The following is a 22,670-nucleotide window of genomic DNA, read 5'->3' on the forward strand; positions in this document are numbered from 1 at the left end:
AAAGCATGTTAATGGTAATTATTATCATTTGTCTTTGCAATTTTGTTTAATTTTGAAAATATACGCACGACACCAACATATATTATTGTTTTTTAATACTTTTAAAAATTTAATCAGTTTTTCTAATAAAGCCTATATAAAATTACACCATAGCTTTAAATGATAGTTTATGAATTTATAATTGATTCGAACTATAAAATTTCCCTATATTTCATAAGGAAAAGCCCATTCAGTCACCTGAATGGGCTTTCATTTGTGCTCAAATTAATACTCAAAAGAACTCAAGACTAAATTAATATAATAGATAAAGCATCGAAAACGTCACTGCTCTTTATTCATCCAGTACATCTGCAAAAGTGGCTGAAAGCACTTTTGCTAAATCCTGCGGTTTTAAACCGATATCTAAGCCGCGCTTCCCCCCACTGACATAGAGTTTTTCCAACTGTACTGCGCTTTGGTCAATCACGGTTTTTAACCTTTTTTTCTGTCCAACAGGACTAATCCCACCGACCAAATAACCTGTCAGTCGTTCTGCATCTTTAGGATCGGACATTTTTAGTTTTTTTGCCCCCACTGCCTGTGCAACTTTTTTCAAGTTTAACTGATGGTGTACAGGAAGAATCGCAACAAAATAGTTTTTTTCGTCGGTCACCAACAGTGTTTTAAACACCTCTTCGACACGTAGATTTAATTTTTCCGCGGCTTCAAGCCCAAAACTTTTTGCATTGGCATCATGTTCATATTCATGAATAGAAAAATCGATTTTATTGGCTTTTAAAAGTTTGGTTGCAGGTGTCATTTCTGTTCAATATTTTCACTACATACCCAGCATTATATGCCTATTCAAAAAGAAAGTTTAGCGGTACACCTATCATGATCATCGAACTTACGGGCACTTAACGAATCAATGACTGTAAGTTCGATGTCAACTATGTATGCAGCTTGCTAGCGCTGAAATATCACAGTTTAGTCAGCACTTAATCCAAATTTCTTAAAGATTTGAGCACGGCGCTTTGGCAAGATATTGGCTTTGGTCAAATCACCTTCGTAGTGATCGAACACTCTTTGATCCATCATTTTAAACCATAGCTTTGGAATTAACGCTGGAATCAACATGGTGGCATAACCACTTGGTAGCTCAGGGGCTTCATCAAAATGTCTTAAGGCCTGAAATGGGCGGGTTGGATAGGCATGATGATCTGAATGGCGTTGTAGCTGATATAAGAATAAATTAGTCACAATATTGTTATTATTCCAGCTGTGTTCTGGCATGGTTCGCGCATAGCTGCCATCTTCTTTTTGGCTACGCTTTAAACCATAGTGTTCAATATAATTAATAATTTCAAACAGACTCACGCCATAAAATGCTTGTGTCACCAGATATGGCGTCACTTTTTTACCAAACAACTTCAACATGGTTGCATGAAAACCAGCACTCATCGCCCATCCATGAAACAGTTCATTTTCTTTAGAGAAAAAAGACAGTCCTTTTCGTTTTAGGCGTTTATGTTCAATTTCAACCGCCGACTTCAACCCACCGAAAACGGTACGTGGCCAAAACTCATAAAAAGTCTCCCCCATTTTCGATGAAGCAGGATCTTCTGGCGTTGCAGCACGTTTATGGTGCCCATAAGGGTGCTCAATGCGGAAATGGTTGTAGACCAACGGCGATAAAGTCATATGCGACCAATAATGATCTGATTTTTTAGGACGGTGGCACAGCTCATGTGCTGTATTTACCGCTACTCCATTAATTGCCCCCATGGAGACACCCAATAATATTTGGTCGAGCATCGAGACATTTTGGCGAGTCACCACATAACCTGCAAACAAATTGGCTGCCATTTGTAGCGGAATGAACAATTTCACAATACGGTCATAGTACGGGTCATTTACCAAGACCTTAATTTCATCATCTGAAGGGTTGTTTTCATCCGCACCGACCAAACCATCTACCGCAGGAATAATGACATGCAGTAACAGCGGCCCACCCAAAGCGAAGATTTTCTTAGTGGGTTTCGGACCAAAATGATAGCCCGCTAAAATGCCCATGCCAATCACAGGAAGCCCAGGACTCAATAACCAGCCAAAACGCTTTTTATCGATCCCTGCTGCATTTTTGACGACCACGCTAGAATTCGTCATTTTCACTGATGCATTCATTACCATTCTTCCAATTTTCTTGTTATGCCTTTATATTTCTAGAAATGGGACATAAAGAACAGTTGCTAACGTCCAAGAAAACAGCGTAATCGTCCTTGGCCTAAAATGACTTAAATTGACCCTAAATCAAATATTAAGCCTAAGAAATAAAGACTAGAAACCGTAAAGTATGGATGCTTTAAGTAAAATTTTTGAAGATATACACCTCAACCAATCTGAGTACCTCTACCTTAAACCGCACGGTGAGTGGGCTTTTCGCTATACCGAACAATCCACCATGATGGCCTATGCGGTACTTCAAGGAAAATTCACCATTTGTTTAGATGCTAAACAAATTATTGTTGCTGAAGTCGGAGACTTGATCTTACTGCCTTCAGGGCCAAGCCATGAGTGTCGCTCCTCAACTACCGACCAACTGTTAGAAGTATTCGATATTTCTGACTTATTTGCCCAAAACCAACATAAAGAAGTCACTTTTGGGAGTAATGTGACACAACAAGAAACCGTGATCTTGGCCTTACATGCACATATGGACCCAATCATGGCGCGTCCTTTAGTACAGGCCTTACCCGCGTTTATTCACCTTCAGCACAAAGATCTCAGCACAGTACCTGAATGGTTACAAATTGGACTGCAATTTCTCGCTCTAGAAGTCCAACGTATACGCCCAGGCCGTGACAAAATTTTGGATCATTTGGTGAGTATTTTATTAATTGAATGTGTACGTGATTATATTGATGCGCTACAAGATTCGAACAATTGGCTGAGTGCTTTGTCTCACCCTGAACTCTCCAATGCCCTTGCAAAAATTCATGCGGAACCTGCACAGCCTTGGACAGTTGAGTCCCTTGCGGAACAGTGTTGTATGTCACGATCTAAATTTGCCACATTGTTTAGCCAAATTTTAGGCACTAGCCCTTTGGCTTATTTACAACAACACCGTCTGCGTTTAGCCGCTCAATACTTACGTAATGGACAAGGAACCATTCAGCAAATAGCACATCGGGTGGGTTATAACTCAGAAACGGCTTTTAGCCAAAGCTTTAAACGACAGTACCAAATGAGCCCAAGCCAATATAGAAATAATCCAAACCCAACTTAAAATGCTCGTCCGTAATGGTTTAATAGCAATCTTCTCTCAGCTTATGTCTTTGTCCATCAAGATAAATACCCTGAACTTGCAGACAAAGATTAGCATCTTGTGAAAATCACACTATAATATCCCGCATCCTTGCTAGAGATGGCTTCAAACCACTGCTTGTTTGTTCTTTTTCGCTCTAGCCACACTTTTTTAAGTCCAGTTTTCATCCGTGATTCGGCTTATTTTTCAATATTTTATCTCTTATATGTCCATGCTGACATATAAGAAAATTTAGGTGCCAGCATGGAAATCAAGGTTAATTATCTCGATAATCTTCGCCAAGAAGCGAAGTTCGATGATTTTACAGTCATTGCCGATCAACCGATTCGCTACAAAGGTGATGGCTCTGCACCCGGTCCATTTGACTATTTTTTAGCATCTTCTGCGCTTTGCGCGGCTTACTTTGTCAAAGTGTATTGTTTGGCACGTGACATCCCAACCGACAACATTCGCTTGTCACAAAACAACATTGTTGACCCTGAAAACCGCTATAAACAAATTTTCAAAATTCAAGTTGAACTCCCAGCGGACATTTCAGAAAAAGATCGCCAAGGTATTTTGCGCTCTATCGACCGTTGTACGGTTAAGAAAGTAATCCAAACAGGCCCTGAGTTTATTATTGAAGAAGTAGAAAGCATTGATGCCGATGCACAAGCCCTGCTTATTCCAAGCCTTGCTTCTGAAAGCAGCACCATCATTGCAGGTAAAGACCTGCCTTTAGAAGAAACCATTGCCAATATGTCAGGTATTTTGGCTGGTCTGGGCATGAAAATTGAGATTGCCTCTTGGCGTAACATTGTACCGAATGTATGGTCTTTACATATTCGTGATGCTCAATCGCCAATGTGTTTTACCAACGGTAAAGGGTCAAGCAAAGAAAGCGCTTTAGCTTCTGCGCTGGGTGAGTTCATTGAACGTCTGAACTGTAACTTCTTCTATAACGACCAGTTCTGGGGTGAAGACATTGCCAATGCCGAGTTTGTGCACTATCCAGATGAAAAATGGTTCATGCCAGGTCCAAATGGTGAAATGCCAGAAGGTGTACTGGATGAGTACACCCTTGAAATTTATGACCCTGAAGAAGAACTATTAGGTACGCATTTATACGACACCAACTCAGGGAAAACTGAGCGCGGTATTTGCTCTTTACCTTTTGTTCGCCAGTCTGATGCTGAAGTGGTTTACTTCCCATCAAACTTGATTGAAAACTTATACCTTAGTAACGGGATGAGTGCAGGAAACACCTTAGCTGAAGCACAAGTACAGTGTTTGTCTGAAATTTTTGAGCGTGCGGTAAAACGTGAAATTTTGGAAGGTGAACTGACCCTGCCAGATGTACCGCAAGAGGTTTTAGCAAAATATCCTAGCATTTTAGCGGGCATCCAAGGTTTAGAAGAGCAAGGTTTCCCGGTACTGGTGAAAGATGCCTCTCTAGGCGGTCAATACCCTGTGATGTGTGTGACGTTAATGAACCCACGTACAGGTGGTGTATTCGCCTCTTTCGGTGCACACCCAAGCTTTGAAGTTGCGCTTGAGCGTAGCTTAACTGAGCTACTTCAAGGTCGTAGTTTTGAAGGTCTGAACGACTTACCTCGCCCAACATTTAGCTCAAATGCGGTCACTGAACCCAATAACTTTGTTGAACACTTCATTGACTCAAGTGGTGTGGTGTCATGGCGCTTCTTTAGTGCCAAATCAGACTATGACTTTGTCGAGTGGGACTTTACCAATCAAGGCCAAAACTCAAATGCTGATGAGGCTGATGAACTGTTCGGTATTTTGGAAAATATGGGCAAAGAAGTCTATATGGCCATTTACCAACATTTAGGCGCAACAGCATGTCGCATCTTGGTACCGGGCTACTCAGAAATCTACTTGGTTGAAGACTTGGTTTGGGATAACACCAACAAAGCGTTGCTTTACCGTGAAGACATCCTCAACTTACACCGTTTAGACGACGAACAGCTCGAAGCACTGGTTGAACGTTTAGAAGAATGTGAGCTAGACGACTATACTGAAATCAAGACTTTGATCGGGATTGAGTTTGATGACAATACCGAATGGGGTCAATTGACTCTGCTTGAACTTAAACTACTCATCTATCTTGCATTAGAGCAGTTTGAGGAAGCGAAAGACTTGGTTGAAGCATTCTTACAATACAACACCAATACCGTTGAACGTGGTCTGTTCTATCAATGCATGAATGTCGTGCTCGAAGTGATGTTAGATGACGACATGGAACTGGAAGAGTATGAAGCCAACTTCCGCCGTATGTTCGGTGATGAACGTATGGATGCGGTCATAGGCACAGTTGAAGGTCGTATTCGTTTCTATGGTTTAACAGAAACCAGTATGAAACTTGAAGGTTTGGACCGTCACTTACGTTTAATCGACAGTTATAAAAAGTTACATGCTGCACGTGCCAAAGCTGTTGGACTAAAACCTTAAAATAAAAAGAAACAACCCAAATACGTTTGGGTTGTTTCTCACTGCACTATCACGATGTCTTAAAGAGAATTAATCTAAAATATTTAAAATCGCCTCAACAGGGTTTTCACTATTACCTGCAAGTAACTGTTTATGCATGGTAATGTGCTGCATAGCCTGAATCTGTGCGGTTTCAATATTCATTAATTTTTCAATTTCAGCCGCCAATTTCTCAGCTGTTGCATCTTTTTGAATTAATTCTTGTATCACTTTCTTGCCCGCAATAATATTCGGCAATGAATAATATTGAATCTTGATCAAGAATTTCACCACATGATAGGTGAGCCAGTTCAACTTATAGAAGGTCACCATTGGTCGGTGTAACAGCATAGCTTCTAAAGTTGCTGTACCTGAAGCCAAAGCTACAATATTAGCGGCATTCATAACTTGGCGGCCAATCTTCGACTCGGTGCCTGAGTTTTCAAGCAAGTCAATTTGATCGACCAATGCTTTTGGATACTGAGTAAGCAAAGCTTCGATTTGTTGCTTACGTGCATCATTGATTGCTGGTATCACAAAGCGATAGTTTGGATATTTGGCGTAGAGCAATTTTGCAGCATCTAAAACCAGTGGACCGAGCTTTTCAATTTCACCACGTCGACTTCCCGGCAATAACGCAATATGCTTTTGGGTCAGATCTAAACCCAGTTCTTCTTTGGCTTGTAAAATTGGGTTTTCCAAAGGCAATTGGCTCGCCAAGGGGTGTCCTACAAACGCAGCAGGAACATCCCATTTTTTATAAAATGCTTTTTCAAACGGAAATAAACACAGTACCAAATCAATAGAAGCTTTGATGCCATGAACCCGTCCCTGACGCCATGCCCAGACGGAAGGACTAACATACTGCACGGTTTTTATGGGCAGTTGTTTTTGCTTTAAACTTTTTGAAAGGCGCAAATTAAAGTCTGGTGCATCAATCCCAATAAACACATCGACAGGATGGGCTGTCCACTTCTCTACCAGTCCATCACGTACAGCAAAAAGCTTTTTAATGTCTTTAAGAACCTCAACCAACCCCATAACAGACAAAATATCCATCGGATAAAAGCTCTTGAAACCCTCTGCAATCATTTGCGGGCCACCAATACCCTCAAATTCTGCATCAATTCCTTGCTCACGAAAACTGCGAATAAGTTTAGCACCTAAAGTATCACCCGATACTTCACCCACTACGATTCCAATTTTAAGTTTCCGATTTTGCAAAGCATTATTCCTTATTTTTCAACCCATGCATCATAACATAGCGTCTTTTAGTTTGGCGTGGGTATGTTTAAGCAACAATGATAAAGTGCCGTCAACTTACATCAATGGCCTTCATGAACTCTTAACCACTTCATATCGCCTCAATCAAAGATAATTTTTGATTTATTTTTTCAATTGTAAATAACTTGTAAAGCACACAAATAAACAATAAACTTATTAATAATTATTCTCATTAGTATTTATTAATGCTCAACATCTCCTCTCGCAGCTTTAAGCTCTCTATCATTAGTTTAGCTATTCTTAGCGCTCAGTATAGTTTTGCGCAAGACACGCAAAACTTAGCAACCATTACCGTACAAGCAAGTGATGATCAAGCAACACAAAGCTCTGAACAGTCTAAATCCTATATTGTTCAACAGTCCATTAGTGCAACTAAACTAAATATCCCACTCAAAGAAACACCTCAAACAGTCAATGTTGTGACACGTCAACAACTTGATGACTTCGCACTAAATAGTACACGTGAGGTTTTGCGTAATGTTCCTGGCGTCATTGTGAGTAATCAGGAAACTGATCGTACAACTTATCTTGCACGTGGTTTTGAAATTTCAAATGTGCTTGTAGACGGCGTTGGTTTTCCTTTAGAAAGTTATAATTATAATAACGACAACCCAGACAGTTTTTTGTTTGATCGAATTGAAGTGGTAAAAGGTGCAGATGCTTTAAATAATGGTGTAGGTGACCCTAGTGCAACCATTAACATGATCCGTAAACGCCCGACTCAAGACTTACAGGCTTCTTTTAATGCAAGCTATGGTTCTTGGAATACGCAACGTTATGAAGCTGATGTGTCATCTGCGCTAACCCAAGATGGTAAAATTCGTGGCCGTGTATTTGGTTATGAGCAAACGGGTGATAGTTATTTAGATAACTATGAACTTGAGAAAAATGGATTTGGTGCAATCATTGAAGCAGATCTCACTGACTCAACTTTATTTACTGCGGGTTATACCGAAACCAACAATAAATCGAATGGTAATAACTGGGGTGCAAACCCACTGATTAATACTGAAGGTGAGCAGTTAGATTATTCAAGAGACTATAACTACAGCCCTGATTGGACCTATTGGGATACCAATATCAAAAATTATTTTGCCGAGTTACAGCAAAAACTTGGTGGTGATTGGGTTGCAAAACTCTCTTATGATGAAAAGCATACAACACGGAATTCAAAACTCCTGTTTTTATCGGGGAATCCAAGTGCCGATGGAACTTCAGGCGTATACCTATGGCCTGGTATATATGTAGATGATAATAAAGCTCGCCAAGCCAATCTTAATTTTTCAGGGACTTATCCATTATTTGGACAACGGCATGAAGCCACTGTCGGATATTCATGGTCTGAAAACGACAGTAATGAATTAGGCTATAGTGGTAGTTATGCTAATCACCTCACTACGGACCTAACCAGCTGGACACCTCCTGAACCGACTTGGGATTTTTCTCAAACCAGTGGTGAAATGCATATGAAGCAAAAAAATCAAAGCTATTATGCGGCGACACGTCTGCATTTAAGCGATGATTTAAGGCTGCTTTTAGGTGCAAACTATGTGCAAGCTGAAAGCAAAGGCACAAGTTATGGCGCAGACACTATTTATGATGAAAATAAAGTTTTGCCTTATGCAGGCATCACTTATAATTTCACTCCTGAATATACAGGGTACATGAGTTATAGCTCAATTTTCCGCCCACAAACGACTAAAGCTGTAGATGGTGGTATTAATAAACCGATCGAAGGTGAAAGCTATGAGGTTGGTGTAAAAAGTTCGTGGCTAGATGATAAATTGACTGCAACAATGGCTATTTTCCGTACTGAAGAAAGTAACTATCCTTTACGTAATTCAGATGGCTTACCAACAACACGTAAAACTCAAGTCAGTGACTTACGTTCACAAGGTTATGAATTTGGTCTTGCAGGACAGCTCACAGATCATTTAAATCTCAGTTTTGGTTATACCCAATTAAGTTTGAAAGATTTAATTAATGGTGGTGACGCTCGTACCTTTAACCCTACTCAATCTTTTAATTTATTGACAACTTATCAAATCCCACAAATCCCTAAATTAAAATTAGGTTTAGGCATCCAGTGGCAAGATAAAACTTATTTAGATGTTCCTGAAACGACTAATGCTAGCGGCGTTGTGACTCAAAAATCAGGCATTATTCAGCAAGATGCTTATGCTTTAGTCAATGTGATGGCAAGCTATGAAGTGAATAAAAATATCACCTTACAAGCCAATGGCAATAACATCACTGATGAAAAATATTTATTTAATTTCCCAGATGCACAAGGTTTTTATGGTGCACCTGCCAACTATAGTGTTGCTGTAAAATTCAAATATTGATTCAATAGCGCCTTGTTTTCTGTTATTTAACAGCACAGAAAATGAGGCGCTTTTTTCTGGGTTAAATGGTTCGTCATGCATAAATTTCAATATCCCCTATCCGTTTTGTATCGGTTTTTGATCGCATTTGGCTTAGGCTATTTATGTACACTCATGTTATCAGGACTGCTTACCCTCAGTTTTTACCCTCACTTCGCTAAAGCAGAATCCATTTATTTAGCGGCTTTTCTATCTCTTATTTTCTTTATCATTTTTGTCATTTTAAGCTTTTGTGTTCAATCCCTGAAAAAGTTAAGTGCGTCAATCATTTCGCTTTCCCTTTGCTTTTTTCTATTGCTGAAGTTCGTAGGTTAAACCATGCAAAAATCTGTTCGCCAATCAATGGCATGGCTACACTCTTGGCTTGGACTAACACTTGGATGGTTATTATTTGCCATTTTTTTAACAGGTGCTGCGACCTATTATCGTCATGAAATAAATTTGTGGATGCAACCGCAATTTGCCACCATGCAGGTCAAACAAGATACTGCGATGAAGTCGGCATATCAATACTTACAAAAAAATGCTGCAGATGCACAAAGTTGGTATATCGGCGTAGCTAGTCCGAGTTCACCTGTTAATAAAATCTATTGGCAAAAGGCCGATGGTGGCTACGAAAATAAGACTTTGGATGCGAACACAGGTAAAGAAGTCACCTTGTCTGCAACCCAAGGAGGTGAGTTTTTCTATGGCTTTCACTATCAGCTGTATGGTGTGCCCTATTTCATCGGTAGGCTTTTAGTCACGATTGCTGCCTTCTTAATGTTGACCATCCTCATTTCAGGCATCATCACACACAAAAAGATATTCACCGAATTCTTTACCCTAAGAGCCTTCAAAGGGCAACGTTCGTATCTAGACTTTCACAATGTCACCTCTGTCATTGCTTTACCCTTTTTCCTGACCATTACATTCACTGGTTTAGCCATTTTCTTTTATCTCATTCTTCCCAATGGCATGAAGAAACTTTACCCAGAGCAACCGTTCCAATATTTTGATGAAATTAGAAATATTAGCATCAGCTCTGAGGCTAAACCGACACCTGCTACGATGCATCCAATTGAATACTTCATACAACAATCTGAGCAGCGTTGGGGTAAAACAGAAATTGACAATATTACGGTCAAACACCCCAATACCGATATCGCTCAGGTGAACTTGGTTGAGTCAACTGACCGAAGCATCACGCGAAACCAAGCCCAACTCAGCTTTAACGGCGAATCTGGTGCCCTGCTCGGAGACACTCGAAATAATAGTGTAATCGCCACGCTCAATAATGGAGTTTATGGTTTACACATGGCACACTTTGCGCAGCCCCTATTACGCTTTACGTTATTTTTCTCAGGGCTTTTAGGCTGTGCCATGATTGCGTCTGGGCTTTTACTCTGGAGCTTAAAACGTCAGCTACAAAATAAGAAACAAAGTTTGCACTTTGGACATTATGTAGTTAACCGCCTAAATACGGCTGCCATCATTGGCTTACCGATTGCTATGCTCAGTTATCTTTGTGCAAACCGTTTACTTCAGTTAGAAGCTGGTCAACCCAACTACGAAATTTACGTATTTTTCGGCACTTGGTTACTCAGTTTAGCCATTGGATTGCTCACTCCACAGCAACACCTTTGGAAAACTCAACTGAAGGCCTTCATTTTACTGGCTGTATCTTTGCCTATTTTCAACCTTTATTATTTAATCAGCCACCAATATGTACATGACTTACATGAATATTGGTTATTTTTGCGAGTTGATCTTATGATCTTCATCCTTGCGATATTGGCTGTTTTCTTACATCAAAAAGTCCAGCCGATTCAACAAAAAGCAGTACAAAAAATTCAGAAAAAATATGCCAACCCTACAGTTCAGGAGCCCAATTCATGATCTACCTAGTTGCAGGACTTCTGATCACTTTCGCATGCTATGTGTTATTTCTGGTGAGCGATAAGCAGCGCCCTAAAACTCAAAAGTCACGTTGGGCTAAGTGTGCAGAACATTATCAAATCTGCCGATATTTGGCTTTTGGTGTACTGACCACGGCATTAACTTTATTGATTCAATTCACGGGTCGCGGTGTGGGCAGTGTCAGTTTATTTGTATTTGCAACCCCGATACTTTTTATACTGATTTTAAGCACCAACGACTTAAAACCAAAAAAAACTTAATCTAAATAATCACTTACACTTCAACTCACATGCCTTTATATTTGGTTCATGAGCCAAATATAAAGGTGTATGTAAATATATGAACCAGAACCATTGCAACAGAATTTTAGAGCCTAATCAAAATCATTTAAGTTGAAGCATCGTGATTTTTTAGTTATAACACGCTCAATAATAAGCACTTTTAAACCTTTTTTCACGGGACAAACATTGCACTCAGCTTTAGATTGGTTACAACAAGAAATCATCACCCCCTTTCAACAGCTCTGCAGTTGGTCGAAGCATCATTTTGGCTGGACACTTTTTATTTCCCTCATTTTCAATTTGCTTGTATTTATTTGTTTCCCAAGCAGCTGGATCCCCACTCAGATTCAGAGTAAAACCTTTGATGAAATCACCGTTGAAGTTGGTAAAGGACGAATCAGCACGTTGAAATTTAAACAACAGCATCATTTATGGATCGCAAACTGCGCATTGATGGGAGAACCTGTTCAAACACTATGTGACCAGTCATCACATCGTCACCAATTTACGGCAAAGCAGGTCGAGGTTTACTATTTGGAGCGCATTTTTTGGAATCTAAAAAACACCAAAAAGGAGGTGTTTATTCAACAGATCACATTAGCTAATCCATGTCAGCAGCACTTAGAAATGACCTATGGCTCGACCGCAGCGAATTTTGAGCAATGGAAAAAGCATCAGCTAGCCCCTTTTTATGTTCTACGAACACTCATAGGTCTCAATCTATGGTGGTTGCTGACAATTGTAGGCTTAAAAATAAAAGCACGGATACAGCTCAAACAATAACTCCTATATCTCTTTTTAGAATAAGTAAATCAACAATCAAGACAACGACTTATATGAAAACGTCATAAGATATGCACGTTTTTTGATATTTTGGCATATAACAATGTTTGGTCCACTCGAATTTATTCTCGCAGGTGTTTTAGTCGGTTTTTGTGTGGGAATTACTGGTGTGGGTGGTGGTTCATTAATGACACCGATCCTCATTAGCCTGTTTAAAATCGAGCCTCACATTGCCATTGGTACAGACTTGCTCTATGCCGCAATTTCAAAATTTTGTGGTTCATTTGTACATGCCAAAAAACTAAATATTGTGTGGCCGATTGTGCTTTGGCTTGCAATTGGCAGTATTCCTGCTTCCTTTGCAACGCACTGGGCACTCGACAACTATTTGAGCCAGTCTACACACTACAAAGCCGTGCTCACCATGGTTTTAGGCTTCATGTTGACCATTACAGGTTTATCGATTGTCTTCCGTAATCAAATTGAAAAATTCTTCAACAAATTACGTAAGGATGAACTCCCAGACATGACTGAAGACTTAGAAAAAGTTCAGCTTCAAACCAGCAATAAACGTAAGTACATTGTGATGATGGGTGTGGTTCTTGGGGTCTTCGTAACACTGTCATCAGTCGGCGCAGGTGCTTTCGGAATCATGGCTTTGGTGATTATGTTCCCAAACCTACCAATGATTCGTATTATTGGTTCTGACGTTGTGCATGCGGTGTTATTAACTTTCGTTGCAGGTATGGGTCATATGACTTCAGGCAACGTCGACTTCCACCTCCTTATGTGGTTATTGGTGGGTTCTATTCCAGCAATTATTATTGGAACACTGATTAGTTCACGCCTTCCTGAAAAAATCATCCGTAAAGTGTTGGGTATTACCCTGTTCGCGCTGGGTGTGAACTTCATGTTGAATCCGATCAAAGCCAAACCAGTGAAGCCAGCCGAAACCGCTCAATTCATTCAAATTTCAACAGTTAAGAATGCCTCAGTGTAGGCATTCTGATTTAAAATAAACCTAAGATTCATCACTTTTTTTTCAAAGATTCATTCGACTTTTTTATAACCTTTTATCAGCTAAACCGTGTTATATTCAGCTTATAAAGCAACTTAATACGATCGAACCAGTGACGGCAATGAATACTCTACAGTCAAACTCTATTACCCAAAACGACATCGATGACGTGAATTTACAAAGCATTCATCCGCTAGTTACCCCAGCGGAATTAAAAACTGAATTGCCTCTCACTGAGTCTGCATATCAAACTGTACTTCACGGTCGTGAAACAATTCGCAATATTTTAGATGGTAAAGACAAACGCATTTTTGTGGTGATTGGCCCATGTTCAATTCATGATCCTGTCGCTGCTCACGAATACGCAGACCGTTTAAAAGTTTTAAGCGATAAAATTAAAGATTCAATCTATGTCGTAATGCGTGTTTATTTTGAAAAACCACGTACCACTGTGGGTTGGAAAGGTCTAATCAATGACCCTGACATGAATGACTCATTCAACATTGAAAAAGGTTTACGCATTGGTCGTAAGCTTTTGGTTGAGTTAAATGAGAAAGGCTTGCCATGTGCGACTGAAGCACTCGATCCAAACTCACCACAGTACTACCAAGACTTAATCTCTTGGTCAGCGATTGGTGCACGTACCACTGAAAGCCAAACGCACCGTGAAATGTCTTCTGGTCTTTCTTCACCCGTAGGTTTCAAAAATGGCACAGACGGTGGTTTAACTGTTGCAACCAATGCCATGCAGTCGGTTAAACATGGTCACCACTTCTTGGGTCTAAACAACCAAGGCCAAGTCTCTGTGATTCGTACTTCGGGCAACCCGTATGCACACGTGGTACTTCGTGGTGGTAATGGCAAGCCAAACTACGATGCAGGTTCTGTAGCAGAAGCAGAAGCAGCATTGGCTAAAGCGAAAGTTAGTACCAAAATCATGATTGACACCAGTCATGCAAACTCAAACAAAGACCCGTTCCTTCAACCGCTTGTTCTGAAGAATATTACCGAACAAATTATTGATGGGAATAAATCTATTATCGGCATTATGGTTGAAAGTCACCTGAAAGGTGGTCGTCAGGAAATTCCTGAAAACCTATGCGATCTTGAATACGGCAAGTCAGTAACTGATGGTTGTATTGACTGGGATACCACAGAAAAGGTATTACTAGAGATGCACGAAGCACTCAAAGACGTTTTACCGAACCGTTAAGTTTTTAAAACGCCATCTTCGGATGGCGTTTTTCATTCTAAGATTAAGAAATAATTATGAACGCTATTGAAACACACTTAAGCCAAACACTTAATTTTCAATTTATCCACGAGCATTTGTTTACTTCTGGACAACCGACTGCTGAGCAATTACAGCAAATTAAAGAGTATGGTGTAAACACGGTCATCAATCTTGCGCTCAGTAATAGCAATAACTATTTAGCGAATGAAGATCAAATCTGTTTAGAGCTCGGTTTGAACTATATACATGTACCGATTTCATGGGATACACCATCTGATGATCAATGCTTATTGGTCTTAGATATGATTGATCATTTGGTGCAAGAACAAACCATTTGGGTTCATTGTTCAGAAAATTATCGCGTCAGTAGTTTGATGTATTTATATCGTCAATATTATATGAATATCGATATGCCAACCGCACATGAAGCCATGCATCAAATTTGGGAACCGAATGACACATGGACAGGTTTGGCGCATGCTGTTGCCTTACAACTTCAAGGTCGTAAAGCAACACAAGAATTAAAGCTCGCGATGATCAATCCTGATCATTTTGCGTGAGAAATCAGCACTGTAGCTGTAGATAAAATACCTTCCTGACGACCCGTAAAGCCCAGTTTTTCCGTGGTCGTTGCTTTGATGCTAATCTGCGTGATTTCAACATCAAGAACGTCTGCAATGCTTTGGCGCATCGCTAAATTATGCGGTGCCAACTTCGGTCGTTCGCATGCCACAGTAATGTCTGCATTATTTAACTGATAACCACGATCTAGAATGAGCTGATAGACATGTTTGAGTAATACTCGACTGTCTGCTCCTTTAAAGCGAGGATCGGTATCGGGAAAATGCTGACCAATATCCCCTAAAGCCAACGCACCCAATAATGCATCTGTTAAAGCATGCAAAACCACATCACCATCTGAATGTGCTTTTAAGCCGTGTGTATGTGGAATTTGAATACCTGCCAGTGTGACAAATTCACCCTCTTCAAAAGCATGTACATCAAGTCCCTGTCCAATTCGAATATGTGCAACCATGCTCAGTTTCCTTTAAGAAATAAATGATTGAAATCTTGTATTCACGCTTTCTCTTTCGCTATAGTTACAAGCAGCGCAACATAGTGAAAGTATAAGCGATCATGCTGTTGAAAACCGACATAAAACTTATGAAAAAATTTAGTATTTTAGTGTGTCTAAGTTGTCTTTGTACCAGCTTTAGTTATGCTCAAGTCATTGACTGTGATGATCCGACTTCGTCTAGCTTTAAAAAGATCTGTAGCGATCAATTCAAAGACATTCGACAAAAATTAGACACGCAATCAATGACTGCTTTTTTAATCAGTGACGCCCCTCAGCGTTTATTGGTCGATACCCATCAGCTATGGTTAAACCGCCTACAGCAGTGTAAATCCTTAGCATGCTATCAACAGCAGATCGATTTTAGAATTGATGATCTGAACTTCTACACATCATTAAATCAAAGTTTGACGCAACACTATTTAAAGTTTGAACATGGGGCCATTGCCAAACAACCTGTGCACCTACAAGTGCATCAGCTATCCAAAGATAAAATTAAGATCGAAGGCGTTGCATATCGTAGCCCCAATAACCGCATAGAAACCCAAACCATTTCATTTTTGGCCTACACTACACCCGATCAAAAGCAAGACATTACGGATAATGAAAACAACTGCCACTACCAGTTCAACTTTCAAAAAGCCATTCTTTCTGTAAAAAGTGAAAGTAAAGCATGTAATCGTTTTGTCGGTGTTTACCGTATTTATGACTAAGCTGTCAAACAGATCAAAATAATGAACATCGGGAGGCTAAAGTCGTGCAAGTACTCAAGCAATGCTGCAACCTCCTAGAACAAAAAAAATTGACCATTGCTTTTATCGAAAGTGCCAGTTCAGGTTATCTATCCAGTCAATTTTCGATTTATAAACATAGCGGAGCAGACATTTTACTCGGTGGACTGGTCAGTTATGACCCCAGCATCAAATGTGAAATTTTAAAGATTGATCCTGCACTTATTCAGCAATATACAGCGGAGTCAATTGAAGTCACTGAAGCTATGGCACTTCACGGGCATCGACTATTTCGTCATGCCGATATTATTGTCTCCTGTACAGGGTTGCTCAAACCTGGTGGAAGTGCAACGCCTGAAAAACCAGAAGGCACCTTTTATATTACCATTCATTATCAAAACAGTTTAAGTACTTACCATTATTTACTGCTAGGCAGTGCACTCGAGCGACTTGATCAACTTACGAAAAACGTCGCTCAAATGGTCATTGAACGTATTCAAAATACTTAAATCTTTACACTAAATTTGATTTTTCTACATTTAGAGCCTTTAAACTGAACCATAATCAATAAAAATGTGAAGCACCTCATGATGATGAAAATAATCCCTCCTTTACTTTTCAGCACCTTACTTTTTTCAAGCCACAGTTTTGCAACTGTAGGGGGACCACAAAATATTGAAGTTTTAGGACTCGACCAAGCTGATCAAAAAATATATGTGATGCGACATTACTTAGATGGTCGGGGTCGTTTGCCACAATTGTATTATTATCAACTCAACAGCAAAACCCCCTCCAAACTGATTGAAGTGAAATCTTTATATATCAATCCAAAAACTCAAAAAATTGACTATGATCAAGACAGTCAGAAGTTTGACCGTGACATTGCAAAAATAAAAAAACGACTCAAAGCTTTAACGCCAATTCCACCCAAGCAGGTTAAAATTCATGTCATCAGTAAAAAGACTTCAAAAGAACCCTCTTGGTATGATCCTAAAATCTCCATCCTGAAATTTAGCTATCAATATCAAGTGAAATACAGCAATTTGAAAAGTCCCGTACACAAGGCGGTGGACTATAAAAATGGCCTGCACATTTCTCAAAGTTATAAAGTTCCTAATCAACCAAAAGCGCTGGTGACAGTTCAATATCTCGGGATTCCTTTTGAAACAGGTTATAACATTGAAGATCCTGTTTTATTGATGCCTAAAAAATAAAACCTCAGAAGAGGGAAAGCCAGTCAGTTAAGAAGTTGCCTGGCTTTTTTTAAAATTCATGATGTTATTCGATACACGGAAACGTCATCCGCAACTGTTCGAGGCAAAACTATTTTTAAAAAGTAAGTTTTCTGCGATTAATTAATCAATAAAAGGAATTTGGCGAGTTTTGCGGATGACAAATGCTTTTGATTACTTTGGGCTTATCCAAAGTAATAGATGAGCTCCAAGTATATGATTTAAAAATATAAGACTCCCTCGTGCATAACTAAAAAGCTAAGGGCTTTATTTCTAAAACCCTTAACTGACTGGCATTACTCCGAAGAGGCTTTTTTATAATGTATCAGAGCTTCATATTAAGCCGCTGAACGCTCCTCAATCGGCACCACTTTACGCAGTTCAGGCCCCGTATAGTCCGCACTTGGGCGAATGATACGGTTGTCTGCACGTTGTTCCATCACATGAGCAGCCCAACCTGTGACACGGCTCATCACGAAGATTGGTGTGAATAGTTTGGTCGCGATATCCATGAAGTGGTATGCCGATGCATGGAAGAAGTCTGCATTACAGAATAATTTCTTCTCACGCCACATCACTTCTTCACAACGTACTGATACTGGATACAGTACCGTGTCACCGACATCTTTCGCTAAGCGCTCTGACCAAATTTTAATGATGCCATTACGTGGGTCATTGTCTTTGTAGATTGCATGTCCTTCAACTTGGGCAACGTTTGCTTTAAGGAAAAACCATACTGTCCGCTGTCTTTGGCATAACGGCTTTCACTACGTGGAATATAAGATTTGGCATCTAAAGCCGTATCGGTAAGTTTATCGCCCGGCATCACAGTAATGACGATCGGCCCACAGTTTTCTGGCACAAAGTCTGAAATGGCAAAGAATGTCCCACAGCCATCCACCACAGACGGTCTGAATTTAAACTGATAGAAACCTTCAAACTTTAAATGTTCATTGATCCCAGCTTCAAAGGAAAACATTTCAGTTGGAATCACGCGCTCTCGTGCATCACCACCAGGACGGTTCATTGCAACATAATCAAAAGCGCTGACACTATTGAGTCCATTTTGGAAGAATTGTGATTTACCCCACTGTAAGGTATGTTTGCCCAGTTTCATATTGGCACTTTGGCCATTATCTAAAGCAAAGTTTTTCCAAACATAGGCATCCCACAGGTCGATGCCTTTAAATTTGGCCAGTCGGGGCCATGCCGAATCATCAAAAGCTTTCAAATCGCCTTCACCTGTTTCATAAGCATGGTCATACCAATACTTCGCACTGACCACTGCACCCTGCTGTTTTCCTTTTAAATTCAGCTCGGTAAAGCCTTTCACCACTTGTGAAATCACGTCGCCTTTATTAAAGTTCACGCGACCATCATCACCATTGATATCAATGCTATGGCCTTCTTTTCCAATATGATTTGCATCAGGTTTATAGACGAGTGAACTAGACGCCTCTTGGGTACTCCAGTTTGTCCCAAAGCTCAGTACAGTTTTGGTTTCAAGCTTCCATTCCTCATTGAGATCAAAACTCGCTGCTGAAACTTCCGAAATCGCCAAAGCAAGGCTTAAACAAAGGACCGTTTTTTTCATCAATGAAATATGATGATTTTGTCTACTTAAAGACACAAATTGACCGACCATATCATCTCCATATCGATATGATTTATTTTTAAATACTGTGTTTTATTTCAATACAAACATTGAAGATTTCTGGCGCTTACACCATCATCTTTCACAAGGAATGTTTCGTTAAACTCAACATTTTCTCTCCACATCTCTATTTATTCTGTAAAGCCATCCTTTGGCTCGGGATTTAAATTAACTGTTTTAAAATGTTCAAATTTGTCTTTTAGTCATGCAAATTAGTCTTTAGGTCATTTGCATGAATTGATTTTTCGACATTGAAATGCAAAGGTGAAATCTGCCTCTCGACTAGGAAACTTGCGCTATGGACAAAGCATCCAACTGCAAGATCAACTGTTCCGCCTGAGGCCAATCGCCAAAACCTGCTGCTGGGTTCAAATGCCCTACAGCACCTGCATTGACCAACTGACTGCCCCATATCTCTGCCATTGCTTCAACGGCTTGATATTGCGCTAAATGGTCATTGGTACTCGCCACCACAATGCTTGGAAATGGCAGTTTCTGAGTCGGTAATGGGCTCCATCCTTCGTTTTTAAGAATCTCAGGACTTGGATAATGCTCAGGCCAGCTTTCTGCCAAGTCGGGCGGTGTAACCAGCAACGCCCCTTGAATATCATGCTGATGTAACGCAGCCCAATGTACAGTCATCAACACACCTGCGCTATGCGCCACCAAAATAACCGGCCCTTCAATTTTTTTCAGCTCGGCTTCAATGCGAGCAACTCGGTTTGCACAATTCAATTTGTCCGTTTCTGCTGGCGGGACGGCGCGAACTTTTACGAGTTTCGACTCAAGCAATGTTTGCCAATGTGCAGCAACGTGATCGCGCAAACCCGGAATAATGAGGACCGTTGCCTGTGTAAATATTTTTTCCATGGATACACCTATTTAAGCCTGATGCTTTTTAATCAATGCGGCGCATTGTTGTATCCAACATAGAGGGATGGTCGCCAATTCGATATACATAGGGCGACAATGGCTTATCATTTGATGACAAATCATCAAATCTATAACATTTTAGAATGAGCCTCATAAATAATTTAAATATTTGATTTTAATAATATAAGTAAAACTTTTATTTTAATTTATGCAACACATTTCATGTTTTTCTTCAAATTTTGCCGATTGCTTAAAAAAATAACTGCCTCAATAATACGCTTGTGTTTCAGAAAGGATCCGCTGAAACCATAAAAAAAATAGCAAATGAAAAGGAAATTAAAATGAGTCAAATCTGTAAAATAGTCGTGCCTTTTGCATGCCTATTGTCAGTAAATTTTGCTTATGCGGATTCTACAAACTTTAAACGTTGGGCTGTTAGTGCAGGTTGGATGCATGTCATGCCTCAGGGGAAAGCCAACTCCACCCATGTCACAACCGCAGTTGAAGAAGGCGGCAGTTATGGTGTTGGATCCTTATGGGGGCAGATCTTGGTAAATACGCATTAAATGGCGACAAGTTGAAAAACTCTACAGGAAGATTGCTATTTAACTCTTTTGTCAAAAATGGTCAAAAAGACCCTGAATATAAAGTACCTGCAAACCTGATGAATGGTGCAAGAGCTGATATCACAGGCATTTCGGACTATACTGCCGAAGGTGGTATGGAAATTGATGATACTGACACACTGGGTTTGACCTTGAGTTATTTTGTCAATGACAATGTCTCTTTAGAACTAGTGGGCGGTATTCCTCCTAAAGTCGACGTAAAAGGCGTAGGCGAAATTCGCGCAACGGCTTTGTCTACCTCTAATTCATCCCATTTGCCTGCACATTCACCACCCACCTATTTTGATGGTTTAGAACTGCTCAAAGACACTTTAATTACAGACCTTGGTGTGCATGGCACGGTTGCTGAAGTCACTGCGTGGACACCTGCGGTGACAGCAAAATATCACTTCGGCACTTCGGGTAAAAATAAGTTCCGTCCATTTGTGGGTGCGGGCGTGGTGTATGGACATTTCAATAAATTAAAGCTCAATGGCGGTGTTGAAGAAGATCTCATCCAAGCGGGCTACATGATTGATAATATTTTGAATGGCCGCGCAGGTGAAGCACTGCATGGCGGCAAAGGCAGCTCTACAGCGACCCCTGAGGTGAAAGTCAAAACCAGTGATGCCTTTGCACCTGTGCTGACCGCAGGCCTTACCTATGACTTTACCGACCGTTGGTTTAGTACGGGTTCACTCAGCTATATGCCTAACTTTAATAACGTCGCAACTGTCACGGTCACTGACACGTCTACAGGCCGACAATTAATTAAGTCCACCACCAAGATTGATCTCGACCCATTAGTGACTTATGTCGGGGTTGGCTATCGTTTCTAAGTGGTAGAAAATACTGAACATCTCAAATGAAACATCGCATTCAGATTTTTAGCAGCTCAGGTAGGCCACTTTGCCTATCCAAAGCAATCTCTGAAAATACTCTCGTTTGAGGCTTAAGTGATCGCATTTTATTTAAAGGCTAATTCTTATTCGATATAGGAATTAGTCATTTTTAAATCTGAATGGTTTCTTGATAAAATAAGGCATATTTTAATCGAAAAACCGCACTACTTAAGCGCGGAAACTGATACTTTTATAGTACTGGATATTGCTTAAAAATAAGTTCAGTCAGGACGACTGAAGTAAAAATAGGGAGCTTAAAGTGATTCCACTTGCCCATACAGCTGTACTCAAAAATTATTTGAATGTTAGCCAACAGTTCAATTTCAATCCTTATTATTTGCTTTCTAATGCAGGGCTTAATCCTGCGCAGCTCAATGACCCGAAACAACGTATCCCCGTCGACAAAGCCATCGCGCTGTTAGAACAATCTGCTGAAATAAGCGGCTGTGAAGTATTTGGACTGCTAATGGCGGAACAGCGTCAAATTGCCGACTTTGGTGAATTGAGTCTGCTCTTAAGTTATCAGCACACTTTACGCGATGCTCGGCTTTGTTGCACAAACCTATCTGTAAAGGGTTTTTCAGCGATATAATTTTCAAATGAAGAAGCCTACACACAAAATCTACCGCACAACCAATTGGCCCGCATATAACCGAGCACTCATGAGTCGCGGAAATATTGCCCTTTGGTTTGATCCTGCTACGCAATGGTATGCGCCATCAAAAGGCAAACAAGGGCGAAATCAAACCTACTCCGACGCAGCTATCCAATGCTGCTTAATGATTAAATCCTTATTCAGTCTGTCTTTACGTATGGTCACTGGCTTTGTGCAAAGTCTGATTAAACTTTGCGGATTAAATTGGATAGCTCCAGATTACACCACGCTTTGTAGAAGACAAAAGCATATTGATATTGTAATCAGCTACCAAAAAAGTAGCGATGGGC

General features: G+C 40.2%; 18 protein-coding genes and 4 pseudogenes. 15 read left to right on the forward strand and 7 right to left on the reverse strand.

The window, feature by feature from the left end:
• Positions 1-331: 331 nt before the first annotated feature.
• Both ybaK and MF4642_RS06030 read right to left on the reverse strand, forming a co-directional pair.
• Positions 332-799 (reverse strand): Cys-tRNA(Pro) deacylase, encoded by a 468-nt coding sequence (gene ybaK / locus MF4642_RS06025; RefSeq protein WP_005399552.1) that lies wholly within the window; start codon positions 797-799, stop codon positions 332-334.
• Positions 800-966: 167 nt separating this feature from the next.
• On the reverse strand, positions 967-2,163 hold the full coding sequence (locus MF4642_RS06030) for an alkane 1-monooxygenase (protein WP_078425635.1): 1,197 nt from the start codon (positions 2,161-2,163) through the stop codon (positions 967-969).
• A gap of 169 nt (positions 2,164-2,332) precedes the next feature.
• Here MF4642_RS06030 and MF4642_RS06035 point away from each other — a divergent pair, with 169 nt between their 5' ends.
• Positions 2,333-3,265 (forward strand): helix-turn-helix transcriptional regulator, encoded by a 933-nt coding sequence (locus MF4642_RS06035; protein WP_078425636.1) that lies wholly within the window; start codon positions 2,333-2,335, stop codon positions 3,263-3,265.
• A gap of 282 nt (positions 3,266-3,547) precedes the next feature.
• Positions 3,548-5,752: an OsmC domain/YcaO domain-containing protein gene (locus MF4642_RS06040; RefSeq protein ID WP_078425637.1), complete on the forward strand. Its 2,205-nt coding sequence runs from the start codon at positions 3,548-3,550 to the stop codon at positions 5,750-5,752.
• A gap of 69 nt (positions 5,753-5,821) precedes the next feature.
• On the opposite strand, the gene lpxB is transcribed toward MF4642_RS06040, so the two are convergent.
• Entirely contained in the window at positions 5,822-6,994 is a 1,173-nt protein-coding gene (gene lpxB, locus MF4642_RS06045; RefSeq protein WP_078425638.1) for a lipid-A-disaccharide synthase, read from the reverse strand.
• Positions 6,995-7,239: 245 nt separating this feature from the next.
• Between lpxB and MF4642_RS06050 the strand changes: the two genes are divergently transcribed.
• The 7 genes from MF4642_RS06050 (at position 7,240) to MF4642_RS06085 (ending at position 15,213) form a co-directional block, all read left to right on the forward strand.
• The gene (locus MF4642_RS06050; protein ID WP_078425639.1) at positions 7,240-9,399 is read left to right on the forward strand and encodes a TonB-dependent siderophore receptor; all 2,160 of its coding nucleotides are present in this window, start codon (positions 7,240-7,242) and stop codon (positions 9,397-9,399) included.
• Positions 9,400-9,756: 357 nt separating this feature from the next.
• Positions 9,757-11,316, forward strand: coding sequence for a PepSY-associated TM helix domain-containing protein (locus MF4642_RS06060; RefSeq protein WP_078425641.1), 1,560 nt, complete (start codon positions 9,757-9,759; stop codon positions 11,314-11,316).
• Positions 11,313-11,597 (forward strand): hypothetical protein, encoded by a 285-nt coding sequence (locus tag MF4642_RS06065; RefSeq protein ID WP_078425642.1) that lies wholly within the window; start codon positions 11,313-11,315, stop codon positions 11,595-11,597. The genes MF4642_RS06060 and MF4642_RS06065 overlap by 4 nt, the downstream gene beginning before the upstream one ends.
• Before the next feature lie 207 nt (positions 11,598-11,804).
• Positions 11,805-12,401 carry a hypothetical protein gene (locus MF4642_RS06070; protein WP_078425643.1) on the forward strand — a complete coding sequence of 199 codons (597 nt, stop codon included), beginning with the start codon at positions 11,805-11,807 and terminating at the stop codon, positions 12,399-12,401.
• 103 nt (positions 12,402-12,504) lie between these two features.
• Positions 12,505-13,401 carry a sulfite exporter TauE/SafE family protein gene (locus MF4642_RS06075; RefSeq protein WP_078425644.1) on the forward strand — a complete coding sequence of 299 codons (897 nt, stop codon included), beginning with the start codon at positions 12,505-12,507 and terminating at the stop codon, positions 13,399-13,401.
• A 139-nt stretch (positions 13,402-13,540) separates the two neighbouring features.
• The gene (locus MF4642_RS06080; RefSeq protein ID WP_004693350.1) at positions 13,541-14,632 is read left to right on the forward strand and encodes a 3-deoxy-7-phosphoheptulonate synthase; all 1,092 of its coding nucleotides are present in this window, start codon (positions 13,541-13,543) and stop codon (positions 14,630-14,632) included.
• 56 nt (positions 14,633-14,688) lie between these two features.
• Positions 14,689-15,213, forward strand: a complete 525-nt coding sequence (locus MF4642_RS06085; protein WP_005399562.1) for a protein tyrosine phosphatase family protein — start codon at positions 14,689-14,691, stop codon at positions 15,211-15,213.
• Here the strand turns inward: MF4642_RS06085 and ispF are convergent.
• Positions 15,201-15,689: a 2-C-methyl-D-erythritol 2,4-cyclodiphosphate synthase gene (gene ispF / locus MF4642_RS06090; protein ID WP_004979990.1), complete on the reverse strand. Its 489-nt coding sequence runs from the start codon at positions 15,687-15,689 to the stop codon at positions 15,201-15,203. The two genes, MF4642_RS06085 and ispF, sit on opposite strands and share 13 nt — an antisense overlap.
• 101 nt (positions 15,690-15,790) lie before the next feature.
• On the opposite strand from ispF, the gene MF4642_RS06095 reads away from it, so the two are divergent.
• From MF4642_RS06095 to MF4642_RS06105, 3 genes are all read left to right on the forward strand, one after another.
• A complete protein-coding gene (locus MF4642_RS06095; RefSeq protein ID WP_039889644.1) occupies positions 15,791-16,441 on the forward strand; it encodes a hypothetical protein in 651 nt (216 codons plus the stop codon).
• Between the two features lie 44 nt (positions 16,442-16,485).
• On the forward strand, positions 16,486-16,968 hold the full coding sequence (locus MF4642_RS06100) for a CinA family protein (protein WP_039889870.1): 483 nt from the start codon (positions 16,486-16,488) through the stop codon (positions 16,966-16,968).
• A gap of 78 nt (positions 16,969-17,046) precedes the next feature.
• Entirely contained in the window at positions 17,047-17,673 is a 627-nt protein-coding gene (locus MF4642_RS06105; protein WP_005399565.1) for a hypothetical protein, read from the forward strand.
• 356 nt (positions 17,674-18,029) lie between these two features.
• Here the strand turns inward: MF4642_RS06105 and MF4642_RS06110 are convergent.
• From MF4642_RS06110 to MF4642_RS06120, 3 genes and pseudogenes are all read right to left on the reverse strand, one after another.
• Positions 18,030-18,389, reverse strand: a pseudogene (locus tag MF4642_RS06110) (citrate/2-methylcitrate synthase); the annotation flags it as partial.
• Positions 18,380-19,336, reverse strand: a pseudogene (locus tag MF4642_RS06115) (DUF1302 domain-containing protein); the annotation flags it as partial. The pseudogenes MF4642_RS06115 and MF4642_RS06110, both read right to left, overlap by 10 nt.
• A 291-nt stretch (positions 19,337-19,627) precedes the next feature.
• Positions 19,628-20,215 (reverse strand): RBBP9/YdeN family alpha/beta hydrolase, encoded by a 588-nt coding sequence (locus MF4642_RS06120; RefSeq protein ID WP_078425646.1) that lies wholly within the window; start codon positions 20,213-20,215, stop codon positions 19,628-19,630.
• A gap of 344 nt (positions 20,216-20,559) precedes the next feature.
• Here MF4642_RS06120 and MF4642_RS06125 point away from each other — a divergent pair.
• The 3 genes and pseudogenes from MF4642_RS06125 to MF4642_RS06135 form a co-directional block, all read left to right on the forward strand.
• Positions 20,560-21,662: pseudogene (locus MF4642_RS06125) on the forward strand (OmpW/AlkL family protein).
• A 322-nt stretch (positions 21,663-21,984) separates the two neighbouring features.
• A pseudogene (locus tag MF4642_RS06130) lies at positions 21,985-22,269 on the forward strand (AraC family transcriptional regulator ligand-binding domain-containing protein); the annotation flags it as partial.
• A 55-nt stretch (positions 22,270-22,324) separates the two neighbouring features.
• On the forward strand, positions 22,325-22,670 hold a 346-nt coding region (locus MF4642_RS06135; protein ID WP_171262498.1), incomplete at its 3' end, for a transposase.

Origin of the sequence: Acinetobacter sp. MF4642 (assembly GCF_002018925.1) — a bacterium.
GTDB lineage: Bacteria > Pseudomonadota > Gammaproteobacteria > Pseudomonadales > Moraxellaceae > Acinetobacter > Acinetobacter johnsonii.